General features: G+C 38.3%; 11 protein-coding genes. 1 reads left to right on the top strand and 10 read right to left on the bottom strand.

The window, feature by feature from the left end; all coding sequences use genetic code 11:
• Positions 1-390: 390 nt before the first annotated feature.
• The 4 genes from recQ to citZ all read right to left on the bottom strand — a co-directional run bounded on the left by recQ (position 391) and on the right by citZ (position 6,490).
• Positions 391-2,532, bottom strand: a complete 2,142-nt coding sequence (gene recQ, locus NAG76_13425) for a DNA helicase RecQ (protein URN92844.1) — start codon at positions 2,530-2,532, stop codon at positions 391-393.
• Positions 2,533-2,663: 131 nt separating this feature from the next.
• The gene (gene mdh / locus NAG76_13420; protein ID URN92843.1) at positions 2,664-3,617 is read right to left on the bottom strand and encodes a malate dehydrogenase; all 954 of its coding nucleotides are present in this window, start codon (positions 3,615-3,617) and stop codon (positions 2,664-2,666) included.
• A 228-nt stretch (positions 3,618-3,845) separates the two neighbouring features.
• Positions 3,846-5,141: an NADP-dependent isocitrate dehydrogenase gene (gene icd / locus NAG76_13415; protein ID URN92842.1), complete on the bottom strand. Its 1,296-nt coding sequence runs from the start codon at positions 5,139-5,141 to the stop codon at positions 3,846-3,848.
• A 236-nt stretch (positions 5,142-5,377) separates the two neighbouring features.
• Positions 5,378-6,490: a citrate synthase gene (gene citZ / locus NAG76_13410; GenBank protein URN92841.1), complete on the bottom strand. Its 1,113-nt coding sequence runs from the start codon at positions 6,488-6,490 to the stop codon at positions 5,378-5,380.
• Between the two features lie 296 nt (positions 6,491-6,786).
• Between citZ and NAG76_13405 the strand changes: the two genes are divergently transcribed.
• The gene (locus NAG76_13405) at positions 6,787-8,313 is read left to right on the top strand and encodes a Ppx/GppA family phosphatase (protein ID URN92840.1); all 1,527 of its coding nucleotides are present in this window, start codon (positions 6,787-6,789) and stop codon (positions 8,311-8,313) included.
• Between the two features lie 97 nt (positions 8,314-8,410).
• On the opposite strand, the gene ppk1 is transcribed toward NAG76_13405, so the two are convergent.
• The 6 genes from ppk1 to accD all read right to left on the bottom strand — a co-directional run bounded on the left by ppk1 (position 8,411) and on the right by accD (position 15,576).
• A complete protein-coding gene (gene ppk1, locus NAG76_13400) occupies positions 8,411-10,477 on the bottom strand; it encodes a polyphosphate kinase 1 (GenBank protein URN92839.1) in 2,067 nt (688 codons plus the stop codon).
• A 117-nt stretch (positions 10,478-10,594) separates the two neighbouring features.
• A complete protein-coding gene (locus NAG76_13395; GenBank protein URN92838.1) occupies positions 10,595-10,987 on the bottom strand; it encodes an FxsA family protein in 393 nt (130 codons plus the stop codon).
• Between the two features lie 14 nt (positions 10,988-11,001).
• A complete protein-coding gene (locus NAG76_13390; protein ID URN92837.1) occupies positions 11,002-11,463 on the bottom strand; it encodes an acyl-CoA thioesterase in 462 nt (153 codons plus the stop codon).
• Positions 11,464-11,794: 331 nt separating this feature from the next.
• Complete coding sequence (pyk, locus tag NAG76_13385) at positions 11,795-13,549, bottom strand: pyruvate kinase (protein URN92836.1); 1,755 nt, start codon at positions 13,547-13,549, stop codon at positions 11,795-11,797.
• Positions 13,550-13,736: 187 nt separating this feature from the next.
• On the bottom strand, positions 13,737-14,720 hold the full coding sequence (locus tag NAG76_13380; protein URN96838.1) for an acetyl-CoA carboxylase carboxyltransferase subunit alpha: 984 nt from the start codon (positions 14,718-14,720) through the stop codon (positions 13,737-13,739).
• Entirely contained in the window at positions 14,710-15,576 is an 867-nt protein-coding gene (gene accD / locus NAG76_13375; protein ID URN92835.1) for an acetyl-CoA carboxylase, carboxyltransferase subunit beta, read from the bottom strand. Before accD ends, NAG76_13380 begins: the two co-directional genes overlap by 11 nt.
• Positions 15,577-15,599 lie beyond the last annotated feature (23 nt).

The following is a 15,599-nucleotide window of genomic DNA, read 5'->3' as shown; positions in this document are numbered from 1 at the left end:
TCTGATTAGCGGTATACTCATTCCAGTCATTCAACACATCTTCTTGGAACCTTTTAAGCTATTAAAAAATCATCATATTATTATTGAATATTACTGTGAATTTCACACCCATATTACAGCTCCCCTTATCAAACTTGTATCATAATTTAACAAATATTACCACTACCTTCATTTCGAAATTCACCTAGTATTGAAATGTCCCATAAGCCTCTAAAAGACAATCTACATCTAATTACAAAAAAACCAAATCTCTTCTCTCTCGTGTATGATAAACAATACAAATAAGAGAATCGATTTGGTTTGAATTCATGGAGCATCCTACCAGTGCCCCGAATCTTATCTTCTCGATTATTATTTCCGGAAACACTTTGAAGTGATTATAAAATCTTTCTATTGCAGACTACGTTTCGTCAACGCTACTTGGATTTGAAAATAACTAATATGATCAGGTAATGCTTCCTTAATGTTTCTTAGTAAACTTGCATCTACCTCAGGAAGAACTGCCATTATTAAAGCTTCATCCTCCGCTGAAAGCAATGACTCCCAATCCAATGGATGTCCTTCCTCCGCAGCACGTAATATGTGCTTCTCAACCGTCTGCTGCGAGAGCTGTCGTTCGCTCGCGATTTGTTCTATCGAATTTCCAGCCACATAATTTTCATAGCTAATTAGATGACTTGACTCTGTAGATGATTGACGGGATGCTCGTTGATGTTGCATAGCAAGTTCAGCTAGATCAAGCTCCTCAACTACTTCTGCATCTTCCTTAGCATACTCCGCCATTACAGCTTCACCATATTTCGCAGCTTTTGCTTGTCCAATACCTTTGACTTCTAGCAATTGCTCGATATTCTTTGGTTGAGCTTCTGCAATAAGACGTAGTGTCGCATCAGAGAAAATCATAAATGGTGGAATATTCTCAGTAGTTGATTGAATTTTACGCCACGCCTTAAGCTTCTCAAAGATAGGTGAGGCATCTTGTGATGAGTTTGCAAGTAATTGTTTCACTTTGCCTCTACGACGCTGCCATACCTCTTCTGAACCATTAAGAACAGGCAATGCTCTTTCTGTTACATTAACGACAGGATATTGTCCGTCACTAAGTACGAGATATTGCTCAGCAACTAGCCAATTCAACCAATCCGCAATATCCTTCTCTGAATATTGTCTCATTAACCCATAGGTTGATAGTTGATCTAGTCTTGAAGCAAGTAGTCGCTTATCTTGAGATCCTTTCAGCACTTTCGCAGCCATCGTCACACCAAAGCGTCCTTTCATTCGTCCAACGCATGACAAAGCCATTTTAGCATCTAATGAACGATCAATTTTCTCGCTCGTATCTAGACAACTACTACATTTACCACAAGGAGTAACTGATCTTTCGCCGAAATAATCAACAATATATTGTTGCAAACATTGATCGGTACGACAGTAGTTCATCATCGTATGAAGCTTTGCTGCTTGAACAGCTTTTCTTGATTCATCACCCATACCTTGTTCAATGAGAAAACGTTGAATATGAAGATCACTTGCTTCAAAGAGTAAGATGCACTCACTCTCTTCCCCATCACGCCCAGCTCTTCCAGCCTCTTGATAATAAGATTCAACATCGCCTGGCATCTGCCAATGTAGTACAAACCGAACATTCGGTTTATCTATCCCCATCCCAAATGCGTTCGTAGCTACGATAATCTTACTTTCATCAAAACGGTATTTCTCTTGAGCTTGCATTCGAGCTTGGTCAGATAACCCTCCATGATACAACTCAGCACTAAAACCCATCTCTATAAGTCGATCATGTACAGCCTCGGCTTCTTTACGTGTTGCCGTATATACAATTCCTGATTGCTGTTCTCGTTCTTTCAGAAATTCGCTCAAAAAGCTATATTTATTCACACCTGTAACGACAGATAACGATAGATTGGGTCTAGCAAAGCCTGTAACGTATTGTGCAGGATTTTGCAGGGCTAACATATTAACAATATCTTCCGCAACTTCGTTAGTCGCAGTTGCGGTAAATCCAGCTACAATTGGTCGATCCTTCATACTCGAAATCGCTAATGCTAATTGACGATAGCTTGGCCGGAAATCATGCCCCCACTGTGACACACAGTGAGCTTCATCGATTGCGATTAATGGAATCGTTAGATGTTCCGTTAATTGTTGAAACATCGGAGCATCAAAACGCTCTGGTGCGATATATAACAACTGATATTCCCCGTCAAATGCGTTGCGTAATGTGTTGCGATACTGCTCTGCACTTAATGAACTATTCAAATAAGCTGCTGGTACGCCTAGACGTTTCAGTGCGTCTACTTGGTCTTTCATTAAAGATATTAATGGGGATATAACAAGCGTTGTCCCTGGTAATATCATGGCAGGTATTTGATAACAAATTGATTTACCTCCACCTGTCGGAAGGATAGCGAGTGTATCTTGACCACTCAATATGCTATTTAATATATCTTCTTGTCCGGGTCGAAACTCATCAAAACCGTATACTTTTTTAAGCATAGCTTGTGCTTGCTTCATTAATCGTTCACCTCAAATTAAATACTATTTATCTATAGTAACATAACAAAAGGTCCTGCCGATGTAGAAATGATAGAGATTCTTTCTCTATGTTTTCTATACCATCGATAGGACCTTATTTAATGCAAAGACTAAATGCTTAGACCTGCTTTAACAACTTCAATAACACTCGTTACAGAACTTGCAGATTTATCAAGTGCAGCTTGCTCTTCCTCTGTAAGATCAAGCTCAATAATTCTTTCAAGCCCGTCGCCTCCAAGTACAGCTGGAACTCCGATGAACAAGTTATTATAACCATATTCACCCTCAAGGTAAGCAATAACAGGAATGATTCGTTTCTTATCTTTCAGTATAGCTTCCGTCATCTGAACGATCGAAGCTGCTGGCGCATAGTACGCACTGCCGTTACCTAGAAGACTTACGATCTCTCCACCACCAACACGAGCACGTTGAACGATTGCTTCGATACGATCTGCAGGGATCAATTTCTCGATTGGAATGCCTGCAACGTTGGAGTAACGAACTAGAGGTACCATATCATCACCATGACCACCAAGCACGAATCCACGAACATCTTCTACAGATACGTTAAGTTCCTGTGCGATAAATGTGCAATAACGAGCGGTATCAAGAACACCAGATTGACCGATTACACGGTTCTTAGGGAATCCAAGTGTTTCATACGCTGTATATGTCATCGCATCAACTGGGTTACTTAAAATAATGACATAAGCATTAGGGCTAGTATGTCTAATGTTTTCACATACAGACTTCACAATACCCGCATTCGTGTTCACAAGATCATCGCGGCTCATTCCTGGCTTACGAGCAATACCGGCAGTAATAATAACGATATCAGAATCTTTCGTATCATCATAATTAGAAGTACCGATAATATTAGCATCCACGCCCATTACAGGAGTCGCTTCAAGCATATCTAAAGCTTTACCTTTTGTTGGATTTTCAAGAGGAGCAATATCAACTAATACGACATCTCCAAGCTCTTTTTGAGCAATCATCAAAGCTGTAGTCGCACCAGTGAAACCAGCACCAACAATCGAGATTTTTTTACGTGTAATTGCCATATAATTATACCTCCTACAATTTTTCATATACTTCTTGATTGAGCCTCTATGTAATTAAAAAATATCATCTTAAGCATACACTTAATTTTCCATATGCTTCTTGATGTGCCTCTATGTTATTGAAAAATCACTTCGTAAGCATACACTTAATTTTTCATATGTAATCATTTATGTAAACAAAGAGAGCCGAACCGGCTCTCTTTGTTTGAATTCTATTCAAGCAATATATTATAGGTTGCTAATGATTTGGTTAGCGAATTCAGAACATTTAACTTCTGTAGCGCCTTCCATTAGACGCGCGAAGTCATACGTTACTGTTTTGTTGTTAATTGCTGTTTCCATACCTTTGTAGATAAGGTCAGCAGCTTCTTGCCAGCCTAGGTGCTCAAGAAGCATTACGCCAGAAAGAATAACAGAACCTGGGTTAACTACATCTTTATCAGCATATTTCGGAGCAGTACCATGAGTAGCTTCGAAAATCGCATGACCAGTCAAGTAGTTGATGTTCGCTCCTGGAGCGATACCAATACCACCAACTTGTGCAGCAAGTGCATCGGATAGGTAGTCACCATTCAAGTTAAGTGTTGCGATAACATCAAAGTCAGTTGGACGAGTTAGAACTTGTTGAAGAGCAATATCAGCAATTGCATCTTTAACGATAATTTTACCAGCTGCTTCAGCTGCCGATTGAGCCGCGTTAGCCGCCTCTACACCTTCAGCTTCTTTAATGCGATCATATTGATCCCAAGTGAAAGTTTGCTCAGCAAATTCTTGTTCAGCCACTTCGTAGCCCCAGTTTTTGAAAGCACCCTCAGTAAATTTCATGATATTACCTTTATGAACTAGTGTTACTGTTTTACGGTTATGTTTGATTGCATATTCAATCGCAGCACGTACAAGACGTTTTGAACCTTCAGATGAAACTGGTTTAATACCAATTCCAGAAGTTTCAGGGAAACGAATTTTGTTAACATTCATTTCATTTTGAAGGAATGCGATTACTTTTTTAACTGCTTCAGAACCTTCTTGATACTCGATTCCTGCATAAATATCTTCTGTATTTTCACGGAAGATAACCATGTCTACTAGTTCAGGACGTTTAACTGGTGAAGGAACACCATCAAAATAACGAACAGGACGGATACAAGTATACAGGTCAAGTTCTTGACGAAGTGCAACGTTTAATGAACGAATACCACCACCGATTGGAGTAGTAAGAGGACCTTTAATTGCTACGATATATTCACGAATTGCAGTTAGTGTATCAGCAGGCAACCATTCGCCATAACCATTGAATGCTTTTTCTCCAGCAAAAACTTCATACCAAGCGATTTTTTTGTCGCCGTTATAAGCTTTTTCAACAGCTGCATCAAGTACACGTTTAGAAGCTGCCCAAATGTCGCGACCAGTTCCGTCACCTTCGATGAATGGAATAATTGGTTGGTTTGGAACTTGAAGTGTGCCGTTCTGGATTGTAATTTTCTCGCCTTCAGTAGGCATTGCGAATTGTTCGAATAATGACATGTAATAAAATCCTCCTTAAATTGGTTAAATCTATATTTAGTTTGTTTTGAACTCTTATTATAATGAGGTTTCAAAACAATTGCTTGTCAGCACCGAGAAGATGCAATGAAGCTAGGAAACGAGAAGCAGAGTGTACATTTTTAGTACACGAGCATCGCAGGCTTCCGATGAATGGCAGCTTCGATGCCGATTAAGCTACAACGAATTACTGCGTGATCACAAGTAAATGTTTTGAATTACCTCTCATCGATACCAATATATGATGCACCTACAGGTCCAACATATTCAGCACGAGGACGAATTAGACGATTGTTCTCGTATTGTTCAAGAATATGAGCACTCCACCCAGAAACACGGCTAATTGCAAATATTGGCGTGAACAAATCACGAGGAATTTTTAATGCAGTATAAACGGAAGCAGAATAGAAGTCTACATTCGGCTTTAAGCCTTTTTGACCTGTAACAAGATCTTCGATTTGTACTGACATTTCATACAGTTCCATATTACCTGTAAGCTTACCAAGTTCAAGAGACATTTTTTGCAAATGTTTTGCACGAGGATCACCATTTTTATATACACGATGACCAAAGCCCATAATTTTCACTTTATTTGCTAATGCCTTTTCAATATAAGCATTCACATTTTCTTTGGAACCGATTTCCTCTAGCATAACCATTACAGCCTCGTTTGCACCACCATGAAGTGGGCCTTTCAAAGCTCCAATAGCAGAAGTAACACCAGAATATATATCAGATAGAGTCGCAACAGTTACACGTGCAGCAAAGGTAGAAGCATTCAATTCATGATCAGCATGAAGAACTAGCGCTTGGTCTAGTGCTTTCACGGCAACATCAGCAGGCTCTTCACCAGTTAACATATACAAGAAATTGTGAGCGATAGAAACACCTTGTTTAGGAGCAATTGGTTCTTTCCCTTCACGAATACGAGCAAAAGCCGCTACAATCGTAGGTAGCTGCGCTTGTAATTTAATCGCTTTCAGTATATTCGCTGGCTGTGACATTTCATTACTTGACGTATCATAAAGCGCAAGACTTGAAACTGCTGTTCGAAGTGCTGCCATTGAATTGGTATCTTTAGGATATAACTTAATCCCTTCAATGACTTCCGATGGAATAACTGCATACTTATCAAATTTTTGTTGCAAATCTGCAAGTTCTGCACGATCTGGCAATTTACCGTACCATAGTAAATATGCAACTTCTTCAAATGATGCATGCTCAGCGAGATCATCGATATTAATTCCACGGTATGTCAAAATTCCATCAATAATAGAACTGATGGATGATTGTGCTGCTACAATACCTTCAAGACCTTTTGTTGCTGTCATCGTTCCCTCTCCTTTATTATTGAATGAATGAGTACTTGAAATCGGACTATCCTTTACCACTAATTTCAATGATATAGGATTTTGTCAAAAAAGTGAACAATAACGAGGATAAAAATGCTTTATCGCAGTCATTGATATATTGAATCAGTATGTATTTATATAACTTGTATATTATATCACATTTTGAATTTAATCTTAAACAATTGTGAACATTTGTACGTTAAATATGATAAGCTTTGTCACATTATGATAAACTAATGATCAAGGATTAATGATAGTCAAGCAGGAGGAAAATAATGACGAAACGTTATGGCATTATTGACATAGGATCGAATTCCATTCGACTCGTAATATATGAAAAAACTGAAACTGGTGCTCATCGCGTCGTTGATGGTAATAAGCGTTCCGCACGATTAAGCGGTAAAGTGAATGAACAAGGTGAACTAAATGATGATGGAATCAATGATCTCATTGAAACATTACAAATATTCACTTTATTTGCTTCACAACATAAACTCGTAACACTCGTCCCCATTGCGACTGCTGCAATTCGTAATGCCACAAATCAACAGACGATCATAGAACGTGTATACGAAGCTACTGGGATGATGATTAGAGTTCTTACCGGCGGGGAAGAAGCTGAATTCGGTTTTTTAGGCATGGTCAATTCACTATCCATTCAAGATGGCTTTCTACTTGATATTGGAGGTGGTTCTTCCGAGCTCACATTATTTCTTAATCGGAAAATCATTCACTCATTCTCCTTTCCATTCGGTTGTGTAAGCTTCAATAAAAAGTATGATAGTCACCAAGGGTTGACTGATCAACAACTACATTCATTACAACAAGATGTTATTACTGCATTGAATAAACACGAGTGGATATCACAATATGCACATTTACCACTTATCGCAGTTGGTGGAACGGCACGTTCATTAGGTAAAATTCATCAAGCAGCTATTCAGTATCCATTCACACAAACTCATAATTATCCGATTCAATCAGAACAAGTTTGGACGCTATTTCAACATTTAAGCCAACTTCCGCAAGACAAACGTAAGAAGGAAGCTGGTTTAAGTAAGGATCGTGTCGATGTCATTGTTCCAGGGATTGCTGTTATGTCTACGATCTTTCAATATATTCAAGGAACACATTACATCATTTGCGGTGCTGGCTTGAGAGATGGCCTATTCCACAAACTATTTTTTCCTGAACAACCACTATTACAACATCCACTACAATATAGTGTGCAAAACTTGCTTGCCTTACACACAGCAGTACCTCGTACTCATGTTGAACATGTGAGTAAACTAGCCGTGCAATTATTACAGCATCTGTACAATGGTAACGAGAATGTAGCTCAATTGTCATTGTATCTCGAAACTGCTGCAAATCTATATCGTATCGGTGCTACAATTGATTACTATGATTACAGTAAGCATACCTTCTATCTAATCATTCATTCTCATTTGAACGGTTTATCTCATAAAGAGATATTGCTTGTTGCGGCGATCGCATCTTACCGTAGCAAAAACAAAACACGTAATGAGCTGAAAGATTATAGTGAGCTAATAAGTACGGAGGATATCGATGTTATTTGTAAATTAGGAATGCTCCTTCAACTTGCAGCTGCACTAGACCATAGCGAAACCCAGAGCATTAACCAAGTCAATCTCACAATTACGGATGAAAAAATGATCATTCAAGCACAAGCTGATAAATCAGAGTTATCCATCGAACAAATTAAAATTAAAGAGCTAGCAAATGATTTTAAAAAGCAATGGAACGTGAAACCTGTTTTGAAGGTTACACCTATTGCATGACAATTGAAACTCTCATATATAACAAAAGCTGTACAAGTTTACCGCCTAGTATGCGGTGAACTTGTACAGCTTTTTTGTTACTTAATCCATGCGTACTTTATTGTACGCCCTTCCACCTTGCCACTTTCTGAGCAACATATTGACTCCGGAATGGTTCTTCATGATCTCGCTCAACTGCTTCATATTGACCAGTCATTTTCAATTGTCTAGCTTTCGTATTATCGCTAAGACTCAAATTCAGCAAAACGATTAGAGTATTTTTTAGTTCATTGTCAAACACAGGACATAATAACTCCAAGCGCTTCTCTAGATTTCTAGTCATCCAATCCGCGCTAGATAAGTAAACTTCTTCAGCACCATCGTTATAGAAATAAACAATCCTAGAATGTTCAAGATAACGATCGACTATGCTTATCACTTTAATGTTTTCACTTAGACCAGGAACTTCTGGTTTTAAACAACAAACACCGCGAATAATTAATTCAATTTTGACGCCTGCTATCGAAGCTTCATACAACTTATTTATCATCTCTTGATTCGATAAACTATTCATTTTCGCAATGATTCTCGCTTCTTTACCTGCATGAGCGTTTTCAATTTCACGATCAATTAATCTAATTAGTTTTTGTTTCAAACCACTAGGCGCAACGTCAATTGCTTCCCAGTTACGAGGTACAGAATATCCTGTGACCTCGTTAAAGAGCGCCGAAGCATCTGCCCCTATCGTATCGTTACTTGTCATCAACCCAATATCTGTATATAGTTTTGCTGTATTTTCATTATAATTACCTGTTCCAACATGAACATATCGCTTCAATCCATGTTGCTCTCGACGTACGACCAATAATAGCTTAGCATGAATTTTCAAGCCAACCAGTCCATATACAACATGACATCCAGCTTGTTCTAATTGCTTGGCCCAAGCTATATTTCGTTCCTCATCAAACCTTGCCTTTAATTCAACAACTACAGTAACTTGTTTACCTTCTGCTGCCGCATACTCCAATGCTTTTACAAGCGTGGAATGCCCGTTAACCCGATACATCGTCATTTTGATCGCTAATACTTCTGGGTCACGGGCAGCTTGCCATACAAATTCATTTACCGGCTCAAATGATTCATAAGGATGATACAACAAAACATCCCTTTGAGCGATAACACTCATTATATCTTCTGCATCTTCAAATTCCATAGCATATTCTGGTTCAAACTTCTCATTACGAAGTTGATCACGCCCTGGAATAGAGTTCGAAAATTTCATTAAGAAGCTAAGATCAAGTGGTCCATCTATCATAAACAGACCATCATTAATTTCAAGTTCATCCTTTAGCATTTCTAAAGCAAATGGTTCAATATCATGTTCGATTTCAAGACGAACAGCAACTCCCCATTTCCGACGACGAAGCTCTTTTTCAATTTCCTCTAACAAATCCTCTGCGCCTTCTTCATCAAGCGTTAGGTCAGCATTACGTGTTAATCGGAATGTACTTACTGCAAATGGTGTGTACCCATTAAACAACGTATGAATATAAGATTTCAATAAATCTTCTAGTAAAATATAGTCTTGTTTTTTACTATTGCCACGACTAGGAATCGTTACAAAACGCGGTAAAATACTAGGAACTTGGATAATAGCAAATAATGGTTCTTCTTGATTCCCTTGATTTTCATGTCTCAAAGAAACTGCAAGATACAATTCTTTCGTGTGAACATGCGGGAAAGGCCTACTCTGGTCAACCGCCATTGGTGTTAAAACAGGAAAAACGATATCGTAGAAATAATCCTCCACCAACTTTTGTTGCGTACTATTCAAATCCGCCATATCGCGAATGAAAATACCTTCCTTATTCAAACATTTCACAATATCTCGATATGTACGATACTGATCATGTACGATATCTTTCGTTCGCTTTTGTAATCTCTTCCATAAACCAGACGGTGAATATCCTGTAAAGTCCATTTTCGTTAATCCTGCTCGAATCTGCTCATGAATTCCTGCAACACGTACACTCATAAACTCATCTAAATTGGATGTAACAATAGCTAGAAATTTTGCTCTTTCTAATAATGGATTGGTTGAATCTTGTGCCTCTTGTAGTACACGACGATTAAATTCAATCCAACTAAGATCTCGATTGAGATACGCTGACAATTGCTTCGACATGAGTCTTCCCCCTATGCAGTAATGTTTGTTACTGATGATTCAGCAATACCGCAATAGCTTAACTATATGACATATTCATTAAAATTAATGCAAACAATTGTAAAGTTATTGTTAAAATTAAAACCTATTAATTGTAAATTTACCATTACGCATACTTTTTTCTATCCATTTCAAAATAAATCCTTCCAGAATTGGTCGTGTAAAAGGCAACAATAAAATCAGACCAACGATATCACTCAAAAATCCTGGGATAAGTAGTAGAAGCCCTCCTATTAATACACATACACCATTAATAAATGAACGACCTGGAATTTGACCCGAACTCATCTGACGTTGCGCTTCCATCCATACTTTCTTGCCTTCCATCAAAGTGGCAAACGCCCCAAAAAGACTCATACACAATAGAAGCAAAAATGTATTCCAACCACCTATCCAATCTCCTACTTGTAATATGCCCCAAATTTCAATAATAGGTAACAAAATAATTAGCGCCAAAATCCATTTTCTCATATGACTCACCTCCGTTAACTATTCGTGATCACTTCATATAATTCGGGCATTACTTTAGATACGCGAGTAGGTTGAAAGTTCGTATTAACCCAGACGTGCTTAGTACCACCGGTAACGAGCATATCTCCTGGAAGTTCGATTTCATTAGCATACTCAGCAGAGAAGAAATTATCGTTAGTCACTTTACGTACCTGTGATTCGAACTCTATTCGCAGTGGTGTACATTCTTTCATTCGCGTACACACAATGACCATATCATCGTATTTCGCAGGAGAAACGTATTTCACGGCTAGATCAATAACAGGCAGAAGTAAACCTTTATTTTCTATATCACGATAATGATATCCCATACTTCTTATCCATTCTGTACGTCCAATTTCGAACCAGGTTACATAATTCCCATGAAAAACTACACTCATTTGATCCGTTTCTTGATATCTTACTCTAATTGGATGCGTATACCAGTAATCCTTCATGTTTCATCTCCTAAAACTTTTCAATAACTTCCTGTCATACATCATCGCTATTGAAAAGTAACTTCGTAAGCATTAACCAAACTTTTCAATAACTAAATTGTAATACTTTAGCACAATTGAAAAGTGACTTCGTAAGCATAGCTACTATTTATTTATGATAAAACCTTTACCTGAGGAAATTCGAGGATGAGTGACCGCGTTTATAAGGTAGCTTTTATCGCCAAATATAATTTACCCAGCGATACGCTCGGAAAATTATAAATTCTATTATGGTAGACAAAAAGCGACGGTGAAAATCACCATCGCTCTTAATTTTAATCATGTTGTTGAATTAAAGTACTTTTGATTGTCCGGAGTAGATATATCCTGTTTCAGAATAAATCGTAACTTCCATTCCATCTTCCAAGATTTCAGTAGCATTCGCAACACCTAGAACTACTGGTGTACTCAAGTTAATTCCGCAAACTGCTGCATGACTTGTGATGCCGCCTTGCTCTGTAATTACTGCACTAGCTAATTCAAAAGCAGGAATGAAATCTTTATCTGTAGATACGGTTACAAGTACATCACCTTTTTGCATTTTAGCGTTAGCTTCAGCAGGCGTACGTGCAACAACGATTTTACCTGTTACATTTTGACTACCGATGCCTTGTCCAGTTGCTAATAGTTCGCCAATATGATGAATTTTCATCAAATTAGTTGTACCAGCACGTCCAACAGGAACACCAGCAGTAATAACTACTGTATCTCCAACAGACAATAGACCAGTGTTCATTGCGCCTTTAACAGCATTTTCGAACATTTCATCCGTTGTATCAGCTTCGATACCTCTAACAGGGAATACACCCCAATTTAGAGCTAGTCCACACATAACTTGTTCTGTAGGTGTAACTGCAATGATAAGAGCTTTAGGACGATATTTAGAAACTACACGAGCAGTGAATCCACTTTGTGTAGAAGTTACAATCGCTTTAGCATTAAGATCAAGCGCTGAGTTAGCAACTGCTTGGCTAATTGCTTCTGTTACTGAATTTTGTTGAGCACTTGCTTGTTTCATGAAGATCTCACGATATTCAAGAGCTTGCTCAGCGCGCTCAGCAATACGAGACATTGTCTCAACAGATTCTGTTGGATATTTACCAGCAGCTGTTTCACCAGAAAGCATAATTGCATCAGTTCCATCAAAGATCGCATTCGCTACGTCACTTGCTTCAGCGCGAGTTGGACGAGGATTACGTTGCATGGAATCAAGCATTTGTGTTGCTGTAATAACTGGTTTACCAGCTACATTACATTTTTTGATCATTAATTTTTGAACTAGTGGTACTTCTTCAGCTGGAATTTCTACGCCAAGATCACCACGAGCAACCATAAGTCCGTCAGATACTTCTAGAATTGAATCTAGGTTATCAACGCCCTCTTGGTTTTCAATTTTAGAAATGATTTGAATATGACTTGCATTATGTTGTTCTAGTAATTCACGAATTTCTAGAACATCACTAGCTTTACGTACGAACGAAGCCGCGATGAAATCAACACCTTGTTCAATACCGAAAATAATATCATTTCTATCTTTCTCAGTAATACCTGGAAGTGAAATTTTCACGCCTGGAACGTTAACACCTTTTTTCCCTTTAATAGGACCACTGTTAACGATACGACAGTGTACTTCTGTTCCTTCAATGCTTTCAACCTTCAAGCCAATCAAACCATCATCGATTAGAACTGTTGAACCAACAGACAAATCATTAGGAAGATTATCATATGTTACTGGAATACGATTAATATCTCCAAGTATTTCTTCTGTTGTTAGTGTAATTGCATCACCTTGAATAAGCTCGATAGGTTCTTCTTTAAGCTTACCTAGACGGATTTCTGGACCTTTAGTATCTAACAAGATTGCTACTGATGTACCAAGTTCTAGATTCGCAGCACGAATGTTTTTAATACGGTTTCCATGTTCTTCAAAATCTCCATGAGAGAAGTTAAGACGACCTACGTTCATTCCTGCTTTAATTAGTTTCTTAGTATTTTCCAACGATTCGCTGGATGGTCCAATGGTACAAACGATTTTAGTTTTACGCATGATAGGTTCCTCCGATATATTGCCTGAAATTCATTATTAATAGTATCACCAAAGTGCCATAATTCCAATACAAATTATGACACCTTTTCATACTACATAATATCTTAATCTTTTACTTACGGTGTATTATCTTATCTAATTTCTACTTTATTTGCAACCCACATATATTGGTTTATTGCAATAGTAGTTATTCTGCAGCTTGATCAGCTTCTTGCTGAGCCATAGTATAGTAACCAATTTTACGGAATTTCAAATAACGATCTTCAATTAGTTCATCCGATGTCATCTGTAATAACTCCGTTAAATGTTTGTTGAGTGCTATTCTAATAGACTCTACTTGAGCGTCCATATCACGATGAGCCCCACCTTGCGGCTCACTAATAATATCTTCAATAATCTCAAGTTCCAACAAGTCTTTAGCAGTAATTTTCATCGCTTCAGCAGCTTCATCTGCACGAGTGGCATCTTTCCAAAGGATAGATGCAGCACCATTTGGTGAAATCGCAGAGTAAATTGCATTCTCAAGCATAAGTACACGATTACCTACACCTAGAGCAAGAGCACCACCACTACCGCCTTCTCCGATAACGACGCAAATAATTGGCACGCCAAAACTTGCCATTTCTCTTAGATTGCGTGCGATAGCTTCGGATTGACCACGCTCTTCCGCAGTATTACCAGGATAGGCACCCTTTGTATCGATAAATGTTATAATCGGACGTTTAAACTTGTTCGCCTGTTGCATAAATCGAAGTGCTTTTCGGAAACCTTCAGGGTGAGGACTTCCGAAAAATCTTGCGATATTATCACGAGTATCTTTACCACGCTGATGACCAACAACCGTTACTGGTATTCCATTAAACTTAGCTAGTCCACCAACAATCGCTAGATCATCGGCAAATAGACGATCACCATGCAGCTCAATAAAATCAGTAAAAATAGCTTGAATGAAATCAAGCGAAGTAGGACGTTGATGATGACGAGCAAGCTGCATTTTTTGTGCAGCTGTTAACTCTCGATACATTGTATCTTCAATTTCCTTACAACGATCTTCTAGCCTTGCAATCTCTTCCGAGAAATCAATGCCTTTTCCATCACTCAAACTTTTCAATTCTTTAATTTTATTACGCATATCGTTTAACGGTTTCTCAAAAGGCAACTCACTCACCAGTAGTAACCTCCTTAACACAGTGCATATCAAGTAACTTAGTGATCATTGAACGCATATCTTTACGATGAACAACTTTATCTAATTGGCCATGTTGCAAATTGAATTCAGCAGTTTGGAAGTTATCAGGTAACTTTTGACGAATGGTCTGTTCAATAACAATACGTCCTGCAAATCCAATTAACGCTCCAGGTTCAGCTAGATTATAATCTCCAAGGCTTGCAAAGCTGGCAGATACGCCACCAGTTGTAGGATCTGTAAACACAGATATGTACAAGCCCCCATCACCTTGGAATTTCGCAAGAGCAGCGCTTGTTTTTGCCATCTGCATTAAGCTAAGAATGCTCTCTTGCATTCTTGCTCCACTAGAAGTAGAGAAGATAATAATCGGAAGCTTCTTCAAGTGTGCGCTTTCAATGGCTCTCGTTATTTTCTCTCCAGCAACTGACCCCATACTTCCTGTAAAGAAGTCAAAGCTCATTGCAGCAACAACAACAGGGAAGCCACCAATTGTGCCTTCACCTGTAATTACAGAATCATGTAAGTTAGATTTCGCTTTTTGCTGCTCTAACTTAACTTTGTAACCAGGGAAATTCAACGGGTCAACAGACTCCATTGTTTCATCGTATTCAACGATAATGCCCTCATCTAAAGTCATGGCAATACGCTCTCTAGCATTTAATCGACCATGATGACCACAAGTTGAGCATACCTTTAAATTCTTTTCTAATTCTTTACTGTACTGAATGTTTCCACATTTTGAACATTTGTTCATTAATCCTTCTGGCACCTCACGTTTAGGACGCTCAGTTGGTATTGTGGCATATTTTTTCTTCGAAAATAAATCTTTAATTTGCACGTTTCACACCTCTTTAGGGGCAA

This window comes from Candidatus Pristimantibacillus lignocellulolyticus (assembly GCA_023639215.1).
GTDB classification, from domain to species: domain Bacteria; phylum Bacillota; class Bacilli; order Paenibacillales; family Paenibacillaceae; genus Pristimantibacillus; species Pristimantibacillus lignocellulolyticus.
The sequence above is the reverse complement of the archived record's forward strand: the minus strand, read 5'-3'. Positions and strand labels throughout refer to the sequence as shown.